The organism is Shewanella jiangmenensis, from assembly GCF_018596335.1.
Classification (GTDB): Bacteria; Pseudomonadota; Gammaproteobacteria; order Enterobacterales; family Shewanellaceae; genus Shewanella; species Shewanella jiangmenensis.
In genome coordinates this window covers 152,907-174,629 of the sequence record NZ_JAHEPS010000005.1, presented here as the reverse complement: position 1 = coordinate 174,629, position 21,723 = coordinate 152,907, and the positions used below count along the sequence as shown (strand labels likewise).

Genomic DNA, 21,723 nt, shown 5'->3' with positions numbered 1-21,723 from the left:
CCAGTAACAGTTGGAAAGCGTTGTGACAGAGTTTTGGAAAACCAAGCGCCTTGATGAGATGGATGCCCGTGAATGGGAGTCTCTCTGTGATGGCTGCGGAAAATGTTGTTTAAACAAGCTGATTGACGATGATACAGACGAGCTGTATTACACCAATGCGGCCTGTAAGTTGCTGGACCGCGATGCCTGCCATTGCCGCCACTACAGCGAGCGTTTTACCTTTGTACCAGGCTGCACCGCCATCAATATGGACAATATTGCCAGCCTGACCTGGCTGCCGGACAGCTGCGCCTATATCCGTCTGTTTCAGGGCCGCGATTTGCCCTCCTGGCATCCGCTGCTGACCGGCTCCAAAGAAGCGATGCACGCCGCCGGTATGTCGGTGCGCGGCAAAGCGGTGTGCGAAACCAAGGTACGCTACCTTGAAGACCACATAGTGCTGTGGCCACTTAAGGACGCGGATTGAAGGCTCTTGAATAAAAGCCGCTTTTAAGACGCCAAACTCATAAAGCCCAAATAATGAAACCCAATAAAAAACGCCCCATCGGGGCGTTTTTTATTGGGTGTTTTCCAATCCTATTGATGGCTTAAAATCGCCGTTCAATGCCTAATCGATAAGTCAGGCGCGGGAAGACTTCAAAATCGGTATCAAAAACACCACAAGCGCAGCGAGGTAGGTTGCAAAGGCCACCACCATCCATTCGCCCATGGTGACGCCGGCAAACTGCCAGGGCACATCGGTGCACATGCCGGTGGGCATAAATACCTGTGGCAGCCATTCATGAAGTGCAAGCCAGCTTGGAAATTCCGGCAGGAATGAGCAGGTCGAGAAGGGGCTCGGGTTGTTCTGCATATCCACCAGTTCCAGCGCAAGCTTAAGGCCCCAAATGCTGCTGATGCCCCACAGGGTACCGGCTGCCACACGCACCAGCCTATTTGCCGGCGCCGTAAGGCCAAGCAGTCCGGCGCCAAGCAGGCCAAACACCGCAAGGCGCTGATAAATACACATTACACAGGGATCGAGTTTCATCCCGTATTGAAAATACAGCGCAGCCAATTCGAGGGCGAGGGCGCTTACGGCCAGAATTGCCCAGGACAGGCGGCTGTGGGCAAAAGATATCAGGGCAGACAACGTCATTTCTCCTTGGACTGCGTTCCATAAAAAAGCCCGCACACTGGGGTGCGGGCTATTTCTGACTTTACTTAAGCAAATAAGTTCAGTCAATCCATGGTATTAATCCGCCAGATTAATGACCGGCCGCTTTACCTGCGGCTTCAGCAGCGCTGTGATGATTAATCAGCTGCGCATCGTAGTAGTACTGGGTCATGCTCTCAAGCAGACCGGATTCGATAGCAAGAATACCGACCACAGACAGCACTATGGTGTAAGGCAGCGCCATCAGCACCATGCGGCCATACGACAGGCGGATAAGCGGCGCCAGTGCCGAGGTCAACAGGAACAGGAAGGCGGCCTGACCATTTGGTGTGGCTACCGACGGCAGGTTGGTACCTGTGTTGATGGCAACGGCCAGCAAATCAAACTGATCGCGGGTGATTTGGCCATTGAGCAGTGCGGCTTTCACCTCGTTGATGTACACAGTGCCCACAAACACGTTGTCACTGACCATCGACAGCAAGCCGTTGGCGATGTAGAAAATTACCAGCTGCACGTTGCCTTCGTAACTCAAAGCCCACTGGATCACCGGCGCAAACAATTGCTGATCGATAATCACACCCACCACGGCAAAAAACACCGCCAGCAGCGCAGTAAAGGGCAGGGCTTCTTCAAAGGCCTTGCCGAGCGCATGTTCATCGGTAATGCCGTTAAAGGCGGTGTTAAGAATGATGACCGACAGGCCAATCAGACCAACCGATGCCAGGTGGAATGCAAGCCCGACGATCAGCCACACACCAATCAGCGCCTGCACCAGGAGTTTGACTTTATCCCGCGGGGTACGGCGGGCATCTTCATGGGCATCATAGTCAGATAAAATTTTGTGCACCGCTTCAGGCAGCTTGGCGCCGTAACCGAATATGCGAAATTTCTCGACCAGGAAGCAGGTTATTATCCCTGCAAAAAACACCGGCACAGTTACCGGCGACATCCGCAGGGCAAACTCACCGAACTGCCAGTTTGCCTGGGCGGCGATAATCAGGTTTTGCGGCTCGCCCACCATAGTGCACACACCACCAAGAGCGGTACCGACACCGGCGTGCATCAAAAGGTTTCGCAAAAAGCCGCGGAAGGACTCAAGCTCATCGTGGTTAAGCTGCTCGGCGCCCTCAGAGGTATGGTCGTGATCTGAGCTGAAGTCCTTACCCGATGCCACCTTGTGGTAAATCGAATAAAAACCGACTGCGACAGTGATGATCACCGCGATAACCGTCAACGCATCCAAGAAGGCCGACAAAAACGCCGATGCGATACAAAACATTAACGAAACAGCGGTTTTGGAGCGAACCTTGGTCAGCATCTTGGTAAAGGCGTACAGCAGCAGCTGCTTCATAAAGTAGATGCCCGCCACCATGAACACCAGCAGCAGCAAGACTTCAAGGTTTGCCTCGATTTCGTGCAGCACCTGACTTGGGGTCGTCATCCCAATGACAACTGCTTCAATGGCAAGCAAACCACCCGGCTGCAGCGGGTAGCATTTAAGCGCCATTGCCAGGGTAAAAATAAACTGAATGACCAATACCCAACCGGCTATAAAGGGGTTGAAATAGAACAGTATTGGGTTAATGGCAAGAAATGACAGAATCGCAAGCTTGTACCATCTGGGCGAATTTCCCAGAAAGTTGGCAAATAACGACTGTCCGAGCGTCGATGTCATGTTCCCCTCTCCCATATGCTTGATTATCTAAGCTGTTTTTTTATTTTTTGAAAGCCGCTGAACGCACTTAGTTCAGTTTAGCCTAAACCTTAACTCAAAGTAATCAAAGACCGGCAGTGCCGCGTTTCAAAAAAACGATCCTGCTTGCAAAATTGCCGCTAACTGGGTGTTGTTCGGTGTCTTTTTAAACACAAATGTGAATTCTGTCGGTTTCAGGCCTGGCTCGGGCTGAAGGAGGAGTTTTCATTTTTTCCCGCTCTGGTATGATGAGTGCCCAACACAGGGGTTTAACAACCGGAATTTGTGGCTGATGATTATCAATGCCAAAGGTCCTGCGAGTTTCGCAGAGAAATACATAGTACGTTCAATTTGGGAAAATAAATTCCCACCGGGTTCCATTCTCCCTGCTGAGCGTGAATTGTCTGAGCTCATCGGTGTGACCCGTACCACGCTGCGTGAAGTATTGCAGCGTCTGGCCCGCGACGGCTGGCTGACCATTCAGCACGGTAAGCCGACCCGGGTTAACAATTTCTGGGAAACCTCAGGTCTGAATATTCTGGAAACCATTGCGGATCTCAATCCCGAAGGTTTTCCGTTGCTGGTTGACCAGCTGCTGTCGGCCAGAACCAATGTCAGCGCCATCTATTTTCGCGGCGCGTTAAGATATAACCCTGAAACCGCCGTTGAAGTGCTGGGCAAAATCCATCAGATGGAAGATTGCCCTGAAGCCTATGCAGATTTCGATTACGAGCTGCACCACACGTTGGCGTTTTCTTCCGGCAATCCGCTGTATGTGCTTATTCTGAATGGCTTTAAAGGCCTGTACAGCCGCATCGGCCGTTACTACTTTACCAGCCAGGAAGCGCGCAAACTTGCCCGCGACTTTTACCTTGAGCTTGAGTCACTGGCCAAGCGCCGCGCCTATGGCGAAGTGCCGCCGCTGATGCGCACCTACGGTATTAACAGCGGCAAGATGTGGCAAAAGCTCAAAGATGCCATGCCTGCGGATATCAATCAGGACCCTCAGGGCTGAGTTGATAACTGTCGCCGTAATAGAAATAAAAACGCAGCCTGAGCTGCGTTTTTTTATGGCTTAAATGCCGCTATGCCGTTATTCGTCACGCGGTGGGCAGCGGCCGAGCTCTTTCAGCGTACCGTCAGACTCTTCCTGTTCAAGGATAACGGTAAAGCCCCACAGCCTGTGCATGTGTTTCAGCACCTCGCCAAAGTCGCCGGCGAGCGGAATATTGTTGTGGGGAATATAACGCAGCGTTAGCGAGCGGTCGCCCATCACCTCGACCCTGTGTACCTGAATATTGGGCTCCAGATTCGACAGGTTATATTGCTGCGATAAACTGTGGCGGATATCGCGATAACCCTGCTCATCGTGGATGGCCGAAATAGACAGGTAGTTTTTGCGCTCATCATCCACTATGCCAAACAGCTTGAACTGGCGGATGATAGCCGGTGACAGGTACTGGCTGATAAAGCTTTCGTCCTTGAAATTCTCCATGGCGAAATGCAGCGTATCGAGCCAGTTGCTGCCGGCAATTTCAGGAAACCAGGTGTGGTCTTCTTCGGTTGGGTTTTCGCACATGCGGCGGATGTCGGTAAACATCGCAAACCCGAGCGCATAGGGGTTGATGCCTGAGTAGTAGCGGCTGTTGTAGGGCGGCTGTGCCACCACAGCAGTGTGGCTTTGCAAAAACTCCAGCATAAAGCGGTCGGTCACCAGGCCGTCATCGTAAAGGTGATTGAGGATGGTGTAGTGCCAGAACGTGGCCCAGCCTTCATTCATCACCTGAGTTTGCTTTTGCGGATAAAAGTACTGGCCCATTTTGCGGACAATCCGCACCACTTCACGCTGCCATGGCTCCAGCAGCGGCGCATGTTTTTCAATGAAATATAAAATGTTTTCCTGAGGCTCTGCCGGAAAACGTTTTTTGTGCTGCTTTTCTTTTTCCTCTTTTGTGCTGGGGATTGTGCGCCACAGATCATTTACCTGGCTTTGCAGGTACTCTTCACGCTCCTTCTGGCGCGCTTTTTCTTCGCGAAATGAAATTTCTGACGGCCGCTTATAGCGATCGACACCGTAATTTTGTAGCGCATGGCAGGAGTCGAGCACACTTTCTACCGCGTCAACGCCGTAACGCTCTTCACAATCGGCGATGTAGTTTTTGGCAAAGACCAGATAGTCGATGATGGAGCTCGCATCGGTCCAGGTTTTAAACAGGTAATTGCCTTTGAAAAAGCTGTTATGGCCGTAGCAGGCATGGGCCATCACCAGCGCCTGCATGGTGATGGTGTTTTCTTCCATCAGGTAAGCGATACAAGGGCTTGAGTTAATCACAATTTCGTAGGCCAGCCCCATTTGGCCGCGCTTGTAGCTTTGCTCGGTTTGAATAAAGCGTTTGCCAAAGGACCAGTGGGTATAGCCGATTGGCATACCTATGCCGGCGTAGGCGTCCATCATTTGCTCAGCGGTGATAACTTCTATCTGATTGGGATAGGTGCTGAGCCGGTAGTGGGCTGCGACGCGCTCAATTTCCATTTGGTAGGCGTCTAGCAGCTCGAAGGTCCAGTCCGGACCGTCACTGAGTGGTGTGCGTTTCCCCATAAAACCCCCTTACACCGCCTGCTTTTTAAAGAGTTCCCGGAACACCGGATAAATGTCTTCGGCCTGACGTATGTGTTGAACGGCCATATTATCAAACACTTGCTTTAGGGATTCATATTCGCGCCACAGGGTTTGATGGGCGCGGTTGGTGATTTCGATGTAGCTGAAGTAGCGAACCAGCGGCAAGATCTGGGTCTCAAGCAGCTGCCGGCAGGTGGGGGAGTCATCGGCCCAGTTATCGCCATCGGAGGCCTGGGCGGCATAGATATTCCATTCTTCGGCGGGATAACGTTCGCGCTGAATTTCCACCATTAACTTAAGCGCCGATGACACTATGGTGCCGCCGGTTTCCTGGGAGTAGAAGAACTCGTGTTCGTCCACTTCTTTGGCCTGGGTGTGGTGGCGGATATACACTACTTCAAGGTTTTTATAGGTGCGGGTTAAAAACAGATACAGGAGTATATAAAAGCGTTTGGCCATGTCTTTGGTGGCCTGATCCATCGACCCTGACACGTCCATCAGGCAAAACATCACCGCCTGGCTGGAGGGTACTTCCCGTTTGACGTAGTTGTTGTAGCGCAAATCGAAGGTGTCGATAAAAGGCACTGCATCTATTTTACGTTTCAGCGCCTCAATTTCTGCGCGAAGCGCGATAATGCGCTCGGCATTGGCGCCCGGGGTGTTTTCAAGCTCGCTTAGCTCGGCTTCCAGCGCCCGCAGGGCTTTCTTTTTCGCCGCCGTCATGGCGGTGCGCCGCGCCAGTGATGAGCGCAGTGAGCGGACAATATTGATATTGGCCGGCACGCCATCGTTGGTAAAACCCGCGCGGTGGATTTGATATTCAACGAGTTTATTCAGCCGGTTTCGCTGAAGGTTTGGCAGCTCCAAATCCTCAAACAGCAGTTCAAGGTATTCATCTTTGGAGATTTGAAACACAAAGTCATCGCTGCCATCGCCGGAGTCAGACGCGTCACCCTTGCCGCTGCCCTGGCCTGCGCCGCCTGACGGCGGACGGTCGATTTTGTCGCCTCGGGTAAACTGATCGTTGCCGGGATGCACCCGCTCACGCTGTCCGCCGCGTCCCTGATGGAACATCGGCTCGGTAATGTCCCGGGTCGGAATGCTGATTTGCTCGCCTTTATCCACATCGGTAACACTGCGACGGGTTACGGCGTCGCTGACCGCCTTTTTAATTTGTTTTTTATAGCGATTGATAAACCGTTGCCGGTTTACCGTGCTCTTGCCCTTGGCGTTAAGCCGCCGGTCGATAAAATTCGCCATACGCACCCCCAAAGTTCCGCCACCCCGCCCGAAGGCGGGGCCGGACAGTATCAAGACGATTTACGTACCCGCAGATACCACTCGGACAGCAGGCGCACCTGCTTCTTGGTGTAACCTTTTTCCATCATGCGATTGACAAAATCATCGTGCTTGCGCTGATCGTCGGTGGAGGTTTTGGCGTTGAATGAAATCACCGGCAGCAGATCTTCTGTGTTGGAGAACATCTTCTTCTCGATGACGGTTCTGAGTTTTTCGTAACTGGTCCAGGTGGGGTTTTTGCCCTCGTTGTTGGCCCTGGCGCGAAGGACGAAGTTAACGATTTCATTGCGGAAATCTTTGGGGTTGGAGATCCCGGCCGGCTTTTCAATTTTCTCCAGCTCGGCGTTGAGGGCGGCGCGGTCAAACAGCTGGCCGGTTTCAGGATCGCGGTATTCCTGATCCTGGATCCAGAAGTCGGCATAGGTAACATATCGGTCGAAAATATTCTGACCGTACTCAGAGTAGGACTCCAGATAAGCCGTCTGAATTTCTTTGCCAATAAACTCCACATATTTAGGGATGAGGTAGCCTTTTAAAAACTCAAGGTAGCGCTCGGCGGTTTCGCCGGGGAACTGCTCGGCCTCGATTTGTTTTTCAAGCACATAGAAGAGGTGTACCGGATTGGCGGCGATTTCGGAGTGATCGAAGTTAAACACCCTTGAGAGGATTTTGAACGCAAAGCGGGTAGAGAGCCCGTTCATGCCTTCATCCACCCCGGCATAGTCGCGATATTCCTGATAAGACTTGGCCTTGGGATCCGTGTCTTTGAGGCTTTCACCGTCATAGACGCGCATCTTGGAGTAAATGGCTGAGTTCTCGGGTACTTTCAGGCGCGAAAGCACACTGAACTGAGCCAGGGTTTCCAACGTGCCGGGGGCGCAGGGCGCATCCGACAGCTCAGAGTTCTGAATAAGCTTTTTATAAATCTGAATTTCTTCCGAAACCCGCAGACAATAAGGCACCTTGACGATATACACCCGGTCAAGGAATGCCTCGTTGTTTTTGTTGTTGCGGAAGGTTGACCATTCCGATTCGTTGGAGTGCGCCAGAATAATCCCGCCAAAGGGCAGGGCTGAGAGGCCCTCGGTGCCGTTGTAGTTACCTTCCTGGGTTGCGGTCAGTAAGGGGTGCAGTACCTTGATGGGGGCCTTGAACATCTCCACAAATTCCATCAAGCCCTGGTTGGCGCGGCAAAGGGCACCTGAATAGGAATAGGCATCGGCATCGTTTTGGGCAAAATGCTCAAGCTGACGAATGTCGACTTTACCGACGAGGGATGAAATGTCCTGGTTGTTTTCATCGCCGGGTTCGGTTTTGGCAACGGCAATCTGATCCAGTACCGACGGGAAGACTTTCACAACCCTGAAACGGCTGATGTCGCCGCCAAAATCGTGCAGCCGTTTGACCGCCCAGGGCGACATAATCGAGCGCAGGTAGCGGGAGGGAATGCTGTACTCTTCCTGCAGCAGTTTGCCGTCTTCTTCGGCGTCAAACAGGCAGAAGGGATGATCGTTCACCGGACTTCTGACACCATCGGCGCTCAGCACATAAATGGGCACCTTTTGCATCAGCGCTTTTAATTTTTCGGCAAGGGATGACTTACCGCCGCCCACTGGCCCCAGCAAATACAGGATTTGCTTGGCTTCCTCGAGCCCCTGGGCCGAGTGTTTAAGGTAGGCGACGATTTGCTGAATCGATTCTTCCATGCCAAAAAAGTCACGGAAGGCCGGATAGCGGGAAATAAGCCGGTTGGAGAAGATGCGGCTCAGCACCGGATTTTTTGCGGTGTCGACCACTTCCGGCTCGCCGATGGCCATCAGCAGACGTTCGGCCGCGGTTGCATAAGCGCTTTTGTCCTGCTTACAAATCTCAAGAAACTCCTGGAGTGTGTATTCTTCTTCGAGTTTCTTTTCATAGCGCTGTTGGTAATGTTCAAAGATGCCCATGATAACCCCCTGAAACGCCACTGGTAGGATGCAAGGAGCGCGACTGATTTCGGCTCCCTACCTGTAATCTTAGACATAAATTTTTGCGCTGTGTCAAAAAAATCTTGAAAAAACAATAACAAATAGTTGCAAACGCAACAGTTGCAAGTGCGTTGATTTCAAGAAAACTTGGCAGTGGCAGGAAGATATTGGCGAAAAACGGCAATAAAAAAGGAGCCATCAAGGCTCCTTTTGCAGTACTGCGAGGCGATTAGCCAGCGTAGTTCTGGTTCACGAAGTCCCAGTTAACCAGCTGCCAGAAGTGGGCCAGATAGTCAGGACGTACGTTGCGGTAGTCGATGTAGTAGGCGTGTTCCCACAGGTCAACGGTCAGGATTGGCGTCACTGAATCGTCGGTCAGCGGGGTAGCGGCGTTGCTGGTGTTAACGATGGCGACTGAGCCGTCAGCCTTTTTCACCAACCAGGTCCAAGAGCTGGCGAAGTTGTTCACCGCAGCGTCGTTGAACTTGGTTTTGAACTCTTCGAAAGAACCGAAAGCGGCGTTGATGGCATCAGCCACAGCGCCAGTTGGCTCACCGCCACCGTTTGGTGACAGGCAGTGCCAGTAGAAGGTGTGGTTCCAAACCTGGGCTGCGTTGTTGAAGATACCGCCGGTAGAAGTTTTTACGATTTCTTCCAGGCTCTTGCCTTCGAACTCGGTACCTGGGATCAGACCGTTCAGCTTAACCACGTAGGTGTTGTGGTGCTTGCCGTGATGGTATTCGATGGTTTCCTGAGAAACATGGGGTTCCAGGGCGTTCTTCGCGTAAGGCAGTGGTGGTAATTCGAAAGCCATTTAGTATCTCTCCATGGACAATTATACGTGTTTCGCGTTTTGCTCACTGGCCAGTATTGTACTCGGAAAATCTGTGATGTGAATCATTCTTTGGCCTTTGGCGATGATAGCAGCAATCGAAAAATCAAATCGTGACATAACCTTACAACTTGTGGGATTTTGTTCCGCTCTGAGCTGGCGTACAATAGTTGCCACCAGTGTGACGAAAAATGCTCCCCAGGGAGCCAACTCAGGAATCAAAATGGATACAGTAGAAAGAATCAAGCAGCAAATCGCTGAAAACCCAATCATCGTTTACATGAAGGGTTCTCCAAAGCTGCCAAGCTGTGGTTTCTCTGCCCGTGTTGCCGAAATGATGATCAACATCGGCGAGCAGTTTGCCTATGTCGACATTCTTCAGCACCCCGACATTCGTGCTGAGTTGCCAAAGTATGCCAACTGGCCAACTTTCCCACAGCTGTGGGTAGAAGGCGAGCTGATTGGTGGCTGTGACATCCTCACCGAAATGTTCCAGAAAGGCGAGCTGCAGCCGCTTATCAAAGAAGTGGCTGCCAAGTATAAGACTGCAGAATAATCCGCTGTGTGATGAAAAAGCCCCGCAATGCGGGGCTTTTTGTTGGACTTGTTGGACGTTTTTTACAGCGAGCCTGGCTCTCAGTGGTTCTGCGTGATTCTGATTGAGTCTGAGTGATTCTGAGTGATTCTGAGTGACTCAGGGGCTTTCCGGCTCGCTGCGGGTTGCCGGCAGCAAGGCATTCATCAAAATCGCGACTATGCCGCACAGGCTGATGCCGGTGAGGCTGAAGTTGCCGACACCAAAGGCCATGCCGCCAATGCCAAATACCAGGGTAACGCCGACGATGGCGAGGTTTCTCGGGCAGGCCAGATCCACCTGATTCCGAATAAGGGTATTGAGGCCCACCGCCGCAATCGAGCCAAACAGCAAACACATAATGCCGCCCATCACAGGCACAGGAATGGTTTGCATCAGCGCGCCGAGTTTGCCGACGAAGGCGAGTAAAATCGCGACTATCGCGGCCCAGGTCATTATTCGTGGATTAAAATTTCGGGTCAGGGTCACGGCACCTGTCACTTCTGAATAGGTGGTGTTTGGCGGCCCGCCAAAGGCCGCTGCCGCCATGGTTGCAACACCGTCACCGGCGAGGGTGCGATGCAGCCCGGGCTCCTTCATAAAATCTTTGCGGGTGACGTTGGAAATCGCGAGGATATCGCCGATGTGTTCAACTGCCGGGGCAATCGCGACCGGGATCATGAATAAAATGGCCTGCCAGTGAAATGCCGGAGCGGTAAATTCGGGAAGGGCAAACCAGGGAGCGTCGCCAACGGCCTTGAAGCTCACCACCCCAAACAGCAGGCTCACCCCGTAGCCAACCAGAATACCCGCAAGGATAGGCATCAGTTTCAGCAAACCTTTGGCAAATACTGCAACCAGAATGGTGGTAAAAAGCGCCAAAAGTGAAATCACCAGCGCGATATCCTGCTCAACCAACACCTGACTGCCATCGCCTGATTTACCCAGCGCCATGTTGACCGCCACCGGCGCAAGCCCAAGGCCAATGATAATAATCACCGGCGCCACCACCACAGGTGGCAGCAGACGATGGATAAAGCCGACGCCGCGCCATTTCACCAACAGCGACAGCATAAGATACACAGCGCCTGCGGCCATCAGTGCACCCATGGTGGCGGGCAAGCCCCAGGTTTTGACCGAGTACATGATGGGCGCGATAAAGGCAAAGGAGGAGGCGAGGAAGATGGGCACCTGGCCTCGGGTTAAAAGCTGGAACAGCAAGGTGCCGATACCGGCGGTGAAGAGGGCTACACTGGTGTCGAGCCCTGTCATCAGCGGCATCAGCACCAGCGCTCCGAAGGCGACAAACAACATCTGTGCGCCCTGCAGCGGAAGTAACAGTTTGTTCATAGGGTAGTTCCTTACCTCTTTGTTATGGGTCTGGTTATAGTTTGCGACCATACCAGCAATCCCCTCGTCGGGCTTGGGGATTGCTTTTGAATTTGTGAAGCACTTGGCGCAAAAGGACAATTTATCCAGTGTTACGCCGGTTTACCATCTTTTGTCGGACTGTGTTGCCCCCACGCAGTTGTGATACACTCGCTCGCATTCACCATTTCAGGGACAGACCCCATTCCATGTTGAATTCTTTTATCAAAGCGACGCTGCTTGGCAGCCTGCTGCTGTGCAGCGTCATGGCGGATGCCGTTGAAGTGACCCGCCTCAACGAGGCCGATGTACCGGTCACGTCACGAGCGAGCGGCGAGCTTGATCAGGCCATCAAGGATGCGCTTGGCAAGGTATTCGTGAAAAACAGCGGCAGTCAGGATGCACTGCAATCACCGTCGGTGAAGGCGATGATTGCCAATGCCAAATCTATCCTGAGTCAGTTCGGATACGTTGAAAATGACGGCCAGCTCTATGTGCGCGCAAGTTTTGACAGCGGCAAGGTTATCTCTACGCTGCGAAGCGCCCAGCTGCCGGTGTGGGGTAAACAGCGGCCGCTGACGCTGATGTGGCTTGCGACTGATGGCCCGTCCGGCGCGGCTGCCGATGGCAGTGCTATTGTCTCAAATGGCGTCGTTGCAAATGCTTCGGCGTCGAGCGGCACCGACGCAAATAGCACAGCTGCCAGCGTAAGCGGCGAAAAAGTGCTGCTTGGCGACGAGTCCGATCTGCCGCTGCGTGCACTTTTTAACGATGCCAGCAATCAGGCCGGTGTACCGCTGCTGTTCCCGCTGCTGGATCTGGATGATTTGATGCAGGCTAACGTCAACTCGGTGCGCGGATTCTTTCCTGCCGAGCTTGCCGGTGTCTCCGGACGCTACCAGTCAGACTTTTTCGCGCTGGTGACTCTGGATGCGGCCGCCAGTGGTTTTGATTACCGTGTCGCGCTGTACCCGCGAACCGCTGATGGCACCGACGCCGCGCAGTTGCAGGCACTGAATGATGTATCCGGCAACGCGCCTGATGCCAAAGCCGCCATCGACAGCATATTGTCGGCAATGAGCAGCTTTTATGTGTCCCAGTACGCGGTGACCGCCACCGGTCCTGCTACCGACACAGAACTTGTGTTTACCGGCATCAACAAACTTAAAGCCGTCGCCGACATTGAAACCTACTTAGGTCAACTGTCGATGATTAAAACTGCCCGCTTGATTAACATGCAGGGCGATGCGGTGCGCTTTGCTGTGCAACTCTTTGGCAGTGAAGAGGATCTGCGCCGCACCTTGGCGCTCGACCCACGGCTTGCACCGGACACAGTTGGCGCAGTCTCTGGTTCAGGGGCAATTGCAGATTCAGGCTCTGGTATAGCCACCGACGGCAGCGCAGCGTCGTCAGAGCAGCTGGCCGATCCTTTCGCAAATGCCATCAACCCCGGTGATGTGTCTGCAGGCACCACTGCGCCGGTTGCCGGTAATCGCTATCGCTGGCGCGGACAGTAAGCGTCGGCCTCGGCATTTAACGGCGCCCGTGTTACACTGGCGCCGTTTTCGTTTTATGTGCCACAAGTCTGATTGAGAAGTAACCGAGTGACACAACATCCCCCTTTGCAATTGTCATTGCCGGTACATTTACCGGACGATGAAACATTCGCCAGTTATTATCCGGCAGCGGGCAACGACGAGCTGATTGGCTCGCTCAAAGCGGCTGCAGGCGGCGAGGGCAGTCATGCCATTTACCTGTGGGGACCCATCAAGTCCGGCCGCACCCACCTGATGCACGCTGCCTGTGCCCACGCCAACGAAGTTGAGCGTCGAAGCTTTTATATTCCGCTGGGTATTCACGCCAGTATTTCCACGGCGCTGCTTGAAGGGCTCGAGCAGTTCGACCTTATCTGTATCGACGATGTGGATGCGGTTGCGGGACATCCTCTGTGGGAAGAGGCCATTTTCGATTTGTACAACCGGGTGGTTGAGCATAAGCGTGGCAGTTTGGTGGTGAGCGCCAGCGCTTCACCTATGGATGCAGGCTTTGCGCTGCCTGATCTGGTGTCCCGTATGCACTGGGGGCTGACCTATCAGCTGCAGCCGATGATGGACGAAGAAAAGCTTGCGGCCTTGCAGCGCCGCGCAGCGATGCGCGGTTTGCAGCTTCCTGAAGACGTAGGCCGGTTTTTGCTAAACCGGATGGCGCGGGATCTGCGAACCCTGTTCGATGTACTTGACCGGCTCGACAAGGCCTCCATGGTGCATCAGCGTAAGTTGACAATACCGTTTGTGAAAGAGATGCTGCGGCTGTAGTTGCGCCTGTAATTGAGGTTGTAGCTGTCGCGAGCGAATGAAAATTATAGATATATAAGTTACTGAATAAAATGAGTTAATTCTGTTTTCAGTAGTTAAAGCGATATTTCGATGAATTTAGCTCACAAAAAAGCGCGGCTCCTGGCCGCGCTTTTTTATACCCCAAAACGGCTTATTCGCCGTCTTTCTCCTTGGACTTTTTCTTAAGTCCAAGGCCGAGTTCACGGCCGCGGTGGCGGGCATAAAACGGGAAGGTGACCGAAAGCAGTGCTAGCAGCCCAAGCTCCAGCAGCGCAAACCAGAGCCAGTCGCCGGCAATATACACCAGCGTCAGTGCGTGCAGCAGATACAAACACAGCACAAAGCTTGCCCAGGCGTGGGTGTAAGGATTGCCCTTGAGTAGCCCCGGCAGCGGCAGCATTAACGGCACCAGCCACAAAAGGTTAAACACCAGGCTGTATTCCTGGCTGTTTGGTCCAAACAGGAACCAGTAGCCCATCACAAACAGCAGCGCGAGGTAACCGGCGCGGTTAATTTGAAGCAGTAACGCGGTATTGGAAAGCACAATCTACCTCAGAGGATCTCAAGTACGTTAACCGGTGGACGACCGATGGCGGCTTTGCCATTGGCAAGCACTATCGGGCGCTCAATCAGCTTAGGGGTCGCAACCATGGCTGCGATGAGCGCATCTTCGTCAAGCGATGGATTATCAAGGCCAAGGGCCTTGTATTCCTCTTCCTTGGTGCGCATCAGCTCACGGGCGCTGATGCCAAGGAGCGACAGAATGCGCTTGATTTCAGCTGTGTCCGGCGTGTCTTTAAGGTATTCAACCACGTTAACATCAACGCCTTTATCGGTCAGCAGCGCGAGGGTTTCGCGGCTCTTTGAGCAGCGGGGATTATGCAGAATGACAGCTTGGGTCATGGGGTAACCTGTGACTGGGGTCAAAATTTGCCGCCGATGATAGCAAAAAAAAACGGCCCCGTCAGTGCGGGGCCTATTTCAGTTTATAGGCATTGCGGCGGCGGATTACTTGAGCTCTTCCAGCGCCTTGTCGGCATCTTTGAACTGGCGGATGCGGGCCTCGATCCGTGCCAGTTGCAGTGCATCATCCTTGGTAAAGCGGTAGGCAAAGTTAAGCTGATCCACAGCGCCCTTGTAATCGGCACCAAGGGCCATGCTTTCGGCGGTGGCGAAGTGCTCAAGCGCCTTGTTGCCCTGTTTGCGATACGCCTCAGTCATCAGCTGGTAGGGCAGTGGATTTTGCTTATCAAGGAAAATCATGTCTTCAAGCAGCGGAATAGCTTTGTCTGACTTGCCGGCCTCGATATAGATGTGGGCCAGGTTTGCGTTTATCACCTGCGAGGTAGGCTTGAGTTTGCGTTTGGCTTCCAAAAGCGTTATTGCGCTGTCGTAATCTCTGCGCTCGGCAAGCAAGTCGGTCTTGGTGTCGAGGTAAAACAGGTTGTTATCATCCCGCGTCAGCAGCTTGTCGATGATGGACTCTGCCTCATCGAAGCGCTTCAAGCGAAACAGCGCCAGCGCTTTGCCGTAAAGTGCCGCGCTTTCAAAGGCGTAAGCATGGCGGGCGAGCTGCTTGTCAAAAAGCCCTAGTGCCGCTTCTTCGCTGTAGCTTGAAAAACGGACCTGGATACGCGCCTTGGCAAGATGGAAGTTCAGGCTGTCGGCAATGTATTTGTGCGGGTATTGGGCGGCGCGGTTACGCGCTTCGCTGATCCGCGACTCCGGCAGCGGGTGAGTCAGGAGCATTTGCGGCGGCTTGGAAGTAAAGCGGTAACGGCCGGCAATCTTGCCAAAGAAATCCGCCGCGCCATTGGGATCAAAGCCTGCGTCCACCAGAATTTGCATGCCGATGCGGTCCGCTTCTTTTTCATGCTGGCGGGTGTAGTTGATTTTGGACTGAGTTGCCAGCGCCTGGGTGGTCGCAAGCGCCGCCATACCGGCCTGGGGCGCGGCGATGGTCAGCAAAATTGCGCCAAGCAGGCCTGCCATGGTGGCGGGGCCGGACTTTTGCTGCGCTTCGAGTGAGCGGGCGAGGTGACGCTGGGTCACGTGGGTCACTTCGTGCGCCAGCACCGAGGCTATTTCACTTTCGGTATCGGCGTTTAAAAAGAGCCCGGTGTGCACCCCGACGTGGCCGCCGAAAAACGCAAAGGCGTTGATTTCATCGTTACGCAGCAAAAAGAAGTAAAACGGAGTCTTAACGCCGGTGGCGTTGGCCACCAGTTTATTGCCAAGCTCGGTCACATACTGGCTGAGTACAGGGTCGTTTAACAGCGGCGCCGAAGAGCGGATGACCCGCATATAGGCATCGCCGTAAATCATTTCCTTCTCGAGACTGAAGGTGTTGACCGCAGCTGTGCCCAGATCTGGCAGGTCATTATTGGCAAAACTGTGGGCGGCAGGCAGGGTAAAAAGAATGGAAAGTCCTGCTGCTTTAAGGGTTTTGGTCAGGCGTGAAAGAGTCATGTTACGCAAAAGGATATCAGTTCCTGTGTTAATGCCATGCCGCTTGGGCGTCGCTTGAGCTTTGGCGTGCAAGCAAGGATAATAGCCCCGGTTTGGCTTAGGCAAGTTCATTATGATTTTTATCGATTTAACGGCGTTTCGCTGTCCTGTTCCCCTGGTTCAGGTTAAGCTGGCACTCAAAAAATTGCCTGTGGGCGAAACCCTCGAAGTTGCCTTGTTAGACAGCGCATCACGGCGGGATGTTCACGCCTTTGTTGAAAAACAGGGATATCAGGTTCAAAAAGTTCAGGATGAGCCCAAGGTTCTCAGGCTCAGGATCAGCCGCTGAAGGGGCATAGCTCCCGCTCAGCCGGTATCTGTGCCATTCATGTTCGTGTTTTCCATCAGGGAGAGGCCATGCTCGAAGTCGTTAGCCGCTGGTACAAAGAAAAGTTCAGCGATCCCCAAGCGGTAACCCTGCTGCTCATTCTCGCCAGTCTCTGGGCACTTATCTATTTTGGTGGCGGTTTGCTTGCTCCGCTGCTGGTGGCGCTGGTGCTGGCGTTTTTGCTTGAATGGCCGGTGGCGCAGATGTGCCGCATCGGCATTAACCGCACCACGGGCGCGTCGCTGATGCTGGTGTTGTTTGCCGGGCTGATGCTGTTAATGATATTTGGCCTGCTCCCGAGTATCTGGAAACAGGCGGTTGCGCTGCTGACTGAGCTGCCGACCATGCTCGACAAAGGGCTGGTGTACCTTGAAGATTTGACCCGCCAATACCCGCAGTTTGTCAGTGTCGATCAGGTCAAGGCGATGGAAGCCGAGCTTAAGCGCCTGCTCGATACTCAGCATCTTCTTGATATCGGCAAACAGATTTTAGGCTTTTCGGCTTCTTTGTTGGTGCTGATGGTGTACGCCATTCTGGTGCCGCTGCTGGTGTTTTTCTTTTTGAAAGATAAAGACGAGCTTATTCGCGGCAGCAAACGCTTTTTCCCCACCAATCGCCAGTTGGCGCGTAAAGTGTGGGGCGAGATGAACCAGCAGATCTTTAACTACATTCGCGGCAAGGTGATTGAAATTGTGATTGTCGGCGCCGTGAGTTACGTGTTCTTTGCCTTTATGGGGCTGAGATACTCAGCGCTGCTTGGGGTATTGACCGGCTTTTCGGTGCTTATTCCCTATGTTGGCGCGACCCTGGTCACCTTGCCGATTGCACTGGTCGGTTTCTTCCAATGGGGCTTTTCGGCAGAGTTTGGTTACCTGATGCTTGGCTATGGCATCATTCAGGCGCTTGATGGCAACGTGCTGGTGCCAATTTTGTTCTCCGACGCAGTGGATTTGCATCCGGTGATTATCATCGCGGCTGTGCTGGTGTTTGGCGGTCTGTGGGGTTTTTGGGGCGTGTTCTTTGCCATTCCGCTGGCATCCCTGGTTAAGGCGGTGATTAATGCCTGGCCAGGCAATGAGGTCGCTGAAACACCGGGCGGCGCAGAGCAAAAAGCGTTAAGTGATGGCGCCATTAACTGAGCTCTTGTTAACTGAAAGCTGATTAACTGAGCTCCTGTGAACTGAGCTCTTGTTAACTGGGCTCTTGTTAACTGGGCTCTTGTTAACGGAGACTGGGTTAAGCGATAGCTGAGCTTTGCGCGATAAGTAACGCTGCTGCGCTCTCGTCTCAGATGCAGTGTCTCAGATGCACTGCTTCTGATGCAGTAATAAACCCAGCATTAAACCCAGTAATAAAAAAGGCCCGTTCGGGCCTTTTCTTCTTTTGTTTGAGCTCAGTTTGAGTTCAGTTTGAGTTCAACTGAAGTTCAAGCCGCAGCGCAAGCAGGGTTACAGCAGCTCAAGCACAGTTTCATGGTGGGTCTTGGTCTTGAACTTGGTCAGTACCTCGGCCACCTTGCCATCTGTGCCTATGATAAAGCTCAGGCGATGTATGCCGTCATACACCTTACCCATAAACTTCTTTTCGCCCCACACACCAAAGGCGTCGGCAACGGCATGGTCTTCATCCGACAGCAGCTGGAAATTAAGCCCGTGCTTTTCTTCAAACTTTTTAAGCTTGGCCACAGGGTCGGGGCTGATCCCAAACACTGTCACACCCTTGGCATCGAGCGCAGCTTTGCTGTCGCGAAGGCCACAGGCCTGATCGGTACAGCCCGGAGTCAGCGCCTTGGGATAAAAGTACACCAGCACGGGGCCGGATTTGAGCGCATCGGCGAGGGAAACCTGCTCACCCTGTTGATTGGGGAGGGTAAAGAGTGGGGCGCTATCGCCAACTTTCAAGGTATTCATTACTGTTCCTTCCATCCTTAACGGAGCACTGTTGCGGTTTGACTGGGCGAAGTCAGACGGCCATGTCTATATACCGAGCCTGCAGATTGAATCAGCCTAACAAGCCTGAACATCTTGCCGTCTGCGGCTGTACGCGCGTGTCAGCTTTGCATGCGCTTGATATGGCATTCCAGAGACATTTCGCCGGACAGTTCACGGATACTCTGCTCAAGCTTATCCAGATCAACTTTTTCCGGAATATTGATAGCTAGATACACATGCTGGATAGGCTCGCCGCCATCTTTCTCTTCGGCATTGGAGCGCACCGCGGCCAAATCCAGCGAGCGGTCGGCCAGAAACTGGGTGATGCGTTTCATGGTGCCGCGCTGATCTTTGCCGTGGAAGTCGACTTCGATGCGCGAGACATAATTTTGCGGGGTGTGGCGCGAGGTGCGCTTCATCACGGTCAGCAGCTCCATCTCCACCGATAACGGCGGCAGGGCGCTCTCGAGTTTGGTAATGGCGGCCCAGGAGCCGGACAACATCATGATCAGGGTAAATTCATTGCCGAATAATGCCATGCGGCTGTCAACTATGTCGCAATCGCAATCGCTGGCAAGTCTGGCTACTTTGCTGACGATACCGGGACGATCGGATCCCATGGCGGTGACGACCAGGTAATTGGTCATGTAGGTTCCTCTTTTTGTGTCGTTGTCATGGCGTCTTTTTAACCACATCGGCAGCGGTTTTGACGCGCGCCAATGCTACCACAAACAAATCCTTTTGAGACCCCTGTAAATGGCTTGTCAATCGCCATAGGCCTCAGTACCATAGCGAATCCTGCAACCTCGGGGAAGTCAGATGATAAACGGAAGCATCGTAGCCTTAATCACGCCCATGAACAGTGATGGCTCAGTGGATTTTGCAAGTCTTGAGAGTTTGGTCGAATTTCATATCGCCAATGGCACCGATGCCATTGTGGCCGTGGGGACCACAGGCGAGTCGGCCACTCTGCCAATGAAAGAACATATCAGTGTGGTGGCGGCAACGGTGGAGTTCGCCAAAGGGCGTATTCCGATTATCGGCGGTAATGGTGCCAATGCCACTTCCGAAGCGATTGAGCTGACTGAAGCCCTGTCCCGCACCGGCGTAGCCGCTATGCTGGGCGTAACGCCTTACTACAACAAACCTACTCCCAAAGGTTTGATTGCTCACTATAAAGCGGTGGCTGCTGCTACCGAGGTGCCGCAAATTCTGTACAACGTGCCGGGCCGCACTGCGGTCGACATGAAGCCTGAAACCGTGGCTGAGCTGTGTGATGTGGCCAACATCATCGGTATCAAGGAAGCCACAGGCGATGTCAGCCGGGTAGCGCGTCTGCGTGAGCTGTGCGGAAATGATTTTCTGCTCTACAGCGGCGATGACGCCACTGCGCGGGAATTTCTGCTCGCCGGTGGTAACGGGGTCATTTCCGTTGCCAACAACATAGTTCCGGCACAATTCAAGAAAATGTGCGCACTGGCGCTTGGCGGCGATCTGCAGGGTTCCCTTGCGGCCGATGAGCCGATGCGTGGCCTTTACAGCACGCTCTTTTGCGAAGCCAACCCTATCCCTGTGAAGTGGGCTGCCCATCGCATGGGACTCATTAAAGAAGGCTACATTCGTTTGCCATTGACTGAACTTTCCGAGTCCTGCCATGGTCTACTGCTGGAAGCCATGAATAAAGCCGGACTGGAGGTCTAAGGTTTGATGTTAAAGCAAATTACCCCGATTGTACTGGTTGCACTGGCGGCTGGTTGCAGCTCGCCGATGGAACGTCGTCAGGCAAGCGGTTCAGACGAATACGTGAATGCCGAATCCCAGGCCGAGCTGAAAATCCCCGCCGGGCTCAAGGCACCTAACTACAATCGTGAGTACGATATTCCGCCAATCGGCACCAAGGCCAATTCGGCTATGGTGGGCAAGGAGCTGGATATTCGCCCGCCGCTGCAGGTGCTGCCAATGGCTGAAGGCACCCGGGTTGAAGAAGGCTCTGACAACATCAAGGTGATTGTAGAGTCGTTCGACAACAGTCTGGATCTCAAGCAAGAAATTTACGGCTTGCTGAAAGAATACCTGGCCGGTCGCAATGTCGAGATCCTGCGTGAAGATTACGCCCAGGGCAGCATAGAAACCGGTTGGATTGAAACCGAAGAAGTGCTCGATACAAGCCTGTGGGGCGCTGACAAGGTGCTGACCCTCAAGCAGCGTTATCAGTTTCAGGTTGAAGTGCGTCCGCACGGCCGTACCGGTGCTGTGATTATCAATCTGCTTGAGCATCAGGAAAACTATGACGGCGATGATTTGAACCGTCAGCTGACCAACGAAGACAAGCGCCGCTACACCATCGATATGCTGAACAGCTCAATCGCCTACATGGCGGTGAAACGCGAGCAGGCTATCAAGGCCAAGCGTCTGCGTGAAAGCCTGGGTATTGGTGTTGAGCTGGTGGATGGCGAAGCCGAAAAAGATGCCTTCTTCCTTGCCCGTGGTGACTTTAATCAGGTGTGGAACCGTCTGCGGATTGTGCTGCCGGAAATGGGCTTTGAAATTGCCGACATGGACAGCAGCAAGGGCCTTTACTTCCTGAACTACAACGATGATTCAGGTTTCTGGAGCTCCCTGTGGGGCGATGCCAAGCTCGATTTGGACAAGGGCACCTACAAGCTCAAGGTCACAGATGGCGGCAATGGCACCAGCGAACTTAAGATCCTCGATAAAGAAGATCTGCCGCTGGAAGATGAGCAGGTTGCTGCCATTTACCGCGCCCTGTCGGATCTGATGAAAGAAGACCGCAAGGTTCGCTGATAGCAAGCTTCTAGATCAGAAATAGAGTCAGCAATAGACACAAATTAAAAGAGGCCTTTGGGCCTCTTTTTTGTTTCCGGCGTTTCGGCATTGTGCTTTTCAGCATAAGCGGGTGCTGACCTTGGTTTGTCACTTTAGCAGTGTATTGTCGCTGTTATGGGACGTTATTCGGTGAAATACGCTAAATGCGCACATGCAGTCCGTATGGTGTACAAATGATCCAAATGTGTCGTAAAAACGTATTTTGTAAGGAAAAGTAAAACGTGTTGAAGCCGTGGGGGGCGTCGGTAAACTAGCCAGTAACCG

At 53.2% G+C, this 21,723-nt stretch carries 21 protein-coding genes and 1 pseudogene; 9 read left to right on the top strand and 13 right to left on the bottom strand.

Features of this window, described 5'->3' with window-relative positions; translation table 11 throughout:
- The first annotated feature begins 22 nt into the window (after window positions 1-22).
- Entirely contained in the window at window positions 23-466 is a 444-nt protein-coding gene (locus KJI95_RS13730; RefSeq protein WP_349356740.1) for a YcgN family cysteine cluster protein, read from the top strand.
- A gap of 153 nt (window positions 467-619) precedes the next feature.
- Here KJI95_RS13730 and dsbB read toward each other — a convergent pair whose 3' ends face one another.
- Together dsbB and nhaB are read right to left on the bottom strand one after the other, a co-directional pair.
- Window positions 620-1,138 (bottom strand): disulfide bond formation protein DsbB, encoded by a 519-nt coding sequence (gene dsbB, locus KJI95_RS13725; RefSeq protein ID WP_432653803.1) that lies wholly within the window; start codon window positions 1,136-1,138, stop codon window positions 620-622.
- Between the two features lie 109 nt (window positions 1,139-1,247).
- Entirely contained in the window at window positions 1,248-2,831 is a 1,584-nt protein-coding gene (gene nhaB / locus KJI95_RS13720) for a sodium/proton antiporter NhaB (protein WP_214507770.1), read from the bottom strand.
- Between the two features lie 310 nt (window positions 2,832-3,141).
- Here nhaB and fadR point away from each other — a divergent pair, with 310 nt between their 5' ends.
- Window positions 3,142-3,864 carry a fatty acid metabolism transcriptional regulator FadR gene (gene fadR, locus KJI95_RS13715; RefSeq protein ID WP_214507769.1) on the top strand — a complete coding sequence of 241 codons (723 nt, stop codon included), beginning with the start codon at window positions 3,142-3,144 and terminating at the stop codon, window positions 3,862-3,864.
- 78 nt (window positions 3,865-3,942) lie between these two features.
- On the opposite strand, the gene KJI95_RS13710 is transcribed toward fadR, so the two are convergent.
- The 4 genes from KJI95_RS13710 to sodB all read right to left on the bottom strand — a co-directional run bounded on the left by KJI95_RS13710 (window position 3,943) and on the right by sodB (window position 9,549).
- On the bottom strand, window positions 3,943-5,448 hold the full coding sequence (locus tag KJI95_RS13710) for a SpoVR family protein (RefSeq protein WP_214507768.1): 1,506 nt from the start codon (window positions 5,446-5,448) through the stop codon (window positions 3,943-3,945).
- Between the two features lie 9 nt (window positions 5,449-5,457).
- Window positions 5,458-6,729, bottom strand: a complete 1,272-nt coding sequence (locus KJI95_RS13705) for a YeaH/YhbH family protein (RefSeq protein WP_214507767.1) — start codon at window positions 6,727-6,729, stop codon at window positions 5,458-5,460.
- A 50-nt stretch (window positions 6,730-6,779) separates the two neighbouring features.
- Window positions 6,780-8,714 carry a PrkA family serine protein kinase gene (locus KJI95_RS13700; RefSeq protein ID WP_214507766.1) on the bottom strand — a complete coding sequence of 645 codons (1,935 nt, stop codon included), beginning with the start codon at window positions 8,712-8,714 and terminating at the stop codon, window positions 6,780-6,782.
- Window positions 8,715-8,964: 250 nt separating this feature from the next.
- Window positions 8,965-9,549, bottom strand: a complete 585-nt coding sequence (sodB, locus tag KJI95_RS13695; RefSeq protein ID WP_214507765.1) for a superoxide dismutase [Fe] — start codon at window positions 9,547-9,549, stop codon at window positions 8,965-8,967.
- A 241-nt stretch (window positions 9,550-9,790) separates the two neighbouring features.
- Between sodB and grxD the strand changes: the two genes are divergently transcribed.
- Entirely contained in the window at window positions 9,791-10,123 is a 333-nt protein-coding gene (gene grxD, locus KJI95_RS13690; RefSeq protein WP_214507764.1) for a Grx4 family monothiol glutaredoxin, read from the top strand.
- A 138-nt stretch (window positions 10,124-10,261) separates the two neighbouring features.
- Here the strand turns inward: grxD and KJI95_RS13685 are convergent, their stop codons facing one another.
- Complete coding sequence (locus tag KJI95_RS13685) at window positions 10,262-11,491, bottom strand: uracil-xanthine permease family protein (RefSeq protein ID WP_214507763.1); 1,230 nt, start codon at window positions 11,489-11,491, stop codon at window positions 10,262-10,264.
- Between the two features lie 227 nt (window positions 11,492-11,718).
- Between KJI95_RS13685 and KJI95_RS13680 the strand changes: the two genes are divergently transcribed.
- Complete coding sequence (locus KJI95_RS13680) at window positions 11,719-13,026, top strand: DUF2066 domain-containing protein (protein ID WP_214507762.1); 1,308 nt, start codon at window positions 11,719-11,721, stop codon at window positions 13,024-13,026.
- A gap of 87 nt (window positions 13,027-13,113) precedes the next feature.
- Entirely contained in the window at window positions 13,114-13,824 is a 711-nt protein-coding gene (gene hda, locus KJI95_RS13675; protein WP_214507761.1) for a DnaA inactivator Hda, read from the top strand.
- Window positions 13,825-13,996: 172 nt separating this feature from the next.
- On the opposite strand, the gene KJI95_RS13670 is transcribed toward hda, so the two are convergent.
- From KJI95_RS13670 to bepA, 3 genes are all read right to left on the bottom strand, one after another.
- Complete coding sequence (locus KJI95_RS13670) at window positions 13,997-14,389, bottom strand: DUF2069 domain-containing protein (protein WP_214507760.1); 393 nt, start codon at window positions 14,387-14,389, stop codon at window positions 13,997-13,999.
- An 8-nt stretch (window positions 14,390-14,397) separates the two neighbouring features.
- Window positions 14,398-14,748: an arsenate reductase (glutaredoxin) gene (arsC, locus tag KJI95_RS13665; protein WP_214507759.1), complete on the bottom strand. Its 351-nt coding sequence runs from the start codon at window positions 14,746-14,748 to the stop codon at window positions 14,398-14,400.
- A gap of 105 nt (window positions 14,749-14,853) precedes the next feature.
- A complete protein-coding gene (bepA, locus tag KJI95_RS13660) occupies window positions 14,854-16,314 on the bottom strand; it encodes a beta-barrel assembly-enhancing protease (protein ID WP_214507918.1) in 1,461 nt (486 codons plus the stop codon).
- A gap of 112 nt (window positions 16,315-16,426) precedes the next feature.
- On the opposite strand from bepA, the gene KJI95_RS13655 reads away from it, so the two are divergent.
- Window positions 16,427-16,642 carry a sulfurtransferase TusA family protein gene (locus tag KJI95_RS13655; RefSeq protein ID WP_214507758.1) on the top strand — a complete coding sequence of 72 codons (216 nt, stop codon included), beginning with the start codon at window positions 16,427-16,429 and terminating at the stop codon, window positions 16,640-16,642.
- Between the two features lie 68 nt (window positions 16,643-16,710).
- On the top strand, window positions 16,711-17,820 hold the full coding sequence (locus KJI95_RS13650; protein WP_214507757.1) for an AI-2E family transporter: 1,110 nt from the start codon (window positions 16,711-16,713) through the stop codon (window positions 17,818-17,820).
- 35 nt (window positions 17,821-17,855) lie between these two features.
- Here KJI95_RS13650 and KJI95_RS19695 read toward each other — a convergent pair.
- From KJI95_RS19695 to KJI95_RS13635, 3 genes and pseudogenes are all read right to left on the bottom strand, one after another.
- Window positions 17,856-17,972 (bottom strand): annotated as a pseudogene (locus tag KJI95_RS19695) (hypothetical protein); the annotation flags it as partial.
- Window positions 17,973-18,129: 157 nt separating this feature from the next.
- Window positions 18,130-18,591 carry a thioredoxin-dependent thiol peroxidase gene (gene bcp / locus KJI95_RS13640; RefSeq protein WP_214507756.1) on the bottom strand — a complete coding sequence of 154 codons (462 nt, stop codon included), beginning with the start codon at window positions 18,589-18,591 and terminating at the stop codon, window positions 18,130-18,132.
- 140 nt (window positions 18,592-18,731) lie between these two features.
- Entirely contained in the window at window positions 18,732-19,259 is a 528-nt protein-coding gene (locus tag KJI95_RS13635; protein WP_214507755.1) for a glycine cleavage system transcriptional repressor, read from the bottom strand.
- Window positions 19,260-19,431: 172 nt separating this feature from the next.
- On the opposite strand from KJI95_RS13635, the gene dapA reads away from it, so the two are divergent.
- Both dapA and bamC read left to right on the top strand, forming a co-directional pair.
- Window positions 19,432-20,313, top strand: coding sequence for a 4-hydroxy-tetrahydrodipicolinate synthase (dapA, locus tag KJI95_RS13630; protein ID WP_214507754.1), 882 nt, complete (start codon window positions 19,432-19,434; stop codon window positions 20,311-20,313).
- Window positions 20,314-20,319: 6 nt separating this feature from the next.
- Window positions 20,320-21,417 (top strand): NlpB/DapX family lipoprotein, encoded by a 1,098-nt coding sequence (bamC, locus tag KJI95_RS13625; RefSeq protein WP_214507753.1) that lies wholly within the window; start codon window positions 20,320-20,322, stop codon window positions 21,415-21,417.
- The last annotated feature ends 306 nt before the right edge of the window (window positions 21,418-21,723 follow it).

Bases quoted from the DNA above. Each gene is read 5' to 3' on its own strand.
- KJI95_RS13710 (WP_214507768.1), bottom strand. From the start codon at position 5,448: ATGGGGAAACGCACACCACTCAGTGACGGTCCGGACTGGACCTTCGAG.
- grxD (WP_214507764.1), top strand. From the start codon at position 9,791: ATGGATACAGTAGAAAGAATCAAGCAGCAAATCGCTGAAAACCCAATC.
- bamC (WP_214507753.1), top strand. From the start codon at position 20,320: ATGTTAAAGCAAATTACCCCGATTGTACTGGTTGCACTGGCGGCTGGT.
- dapA (WP_214507754.1), top strand. From the start codon at position 19,432: ATGATAAACGGAAGCATCGTAGCCTTAATCACGCCCATGAACAGTGAT.
- KJI95_RS13635 (WP_214507755.1), bottom strand. From the start codon at position 19,259: ATGACCAATTACCTGGTCGTCACCGCCATGGGATCCGATCGTCCCGGT.
- KJI95_RS13705 (WP_214507767.1), bottom strand. From the start codon at position 6,729: ATGGCGAATTTTATCGACCGGCGGCTTAACGCCAAGGGCAAGAGCACG.
- nhaB (WP_214507770.1), bottom strand. From the start codon at position 2,831: ATGACATCGACGCTCGGACAGTCGTTATTTGCCAACTTTCTGGGAAAT.
- KJI95_RS13685 (WP_214507763.1), bottom strand. From the start codon at position 11,491: ATGAACAAACTGTTACTTCCGCTGCAGGGCGCACAGATGTTGTTTGTC.
- bcp (WP_214507756.1), bottom strand. From the start codon at position 18,591: ATGAATACCTTGAAAGTTGGCGATAGCGCCCCACTCTTTACCCTCCCC.
- bepA (WP_214507918.1), bottom strand. From the start codon at position 16,314: ATGACTCTTTCACGCCTGACCAAAACCCTTAAAGCAGCAGGACTTTCC.
- KJI95_RS13655 (WP_214507758.1), top strand. From the start codon at position 16,427: ATGATTTTTATCGATTTAACGGCGTTTCGCTGTCCTGTTCCCCTGGTT.
- sodB (WP_214507765.1), bottom strand. From the start codon at position 9,549: ATGGCTTTCGAATTACCACCACTGCCTTACGCGAAGAACGCCCTGGAA.
- KJI95_RS13650 (WP_214507757.1), top strand. From the start codon at position 16,711: ATGCTCGAAGTCGTTAGCCGCTGGTACAAAGAAAAGTTCAGCGATCCC.
- KJI95_RS13680 (WP_214507762.1), top strand. From the start codon at position 11,719: ATGTTGAATTCTTTTATCAAAGCGACGCTGCTTGGCAGCCTGCTGCTG.
- arsC (WP_214507759.1), bottom strand. From the start codon at position 14,748: ATGACCCAAGCTGTCATTCTGCATAATCCCCGCTGCTCAAAGAGCCGC.
- fadR (WP_214507769.1), top strand. From the start codon at position 3,142: ATGATTATCAATGCCAAAGGTCCTGCGAGTTTCGCAGAGAAATACATA.
- dsbB (WP_432653803.1), bottom strand. From the start codon at position 1,138: ATGACGTTGTCTGCCCTGATATCTTTTGCCCACAGCCGCCTGTCCTGG.
- KJI95_RS13700 (WP_214507766.1), bottom strand. From the start codon at position 8,714: ATGGGCATCTTTGAACATTACCAACAGCGCTATGAAAAGAAACTCGAA.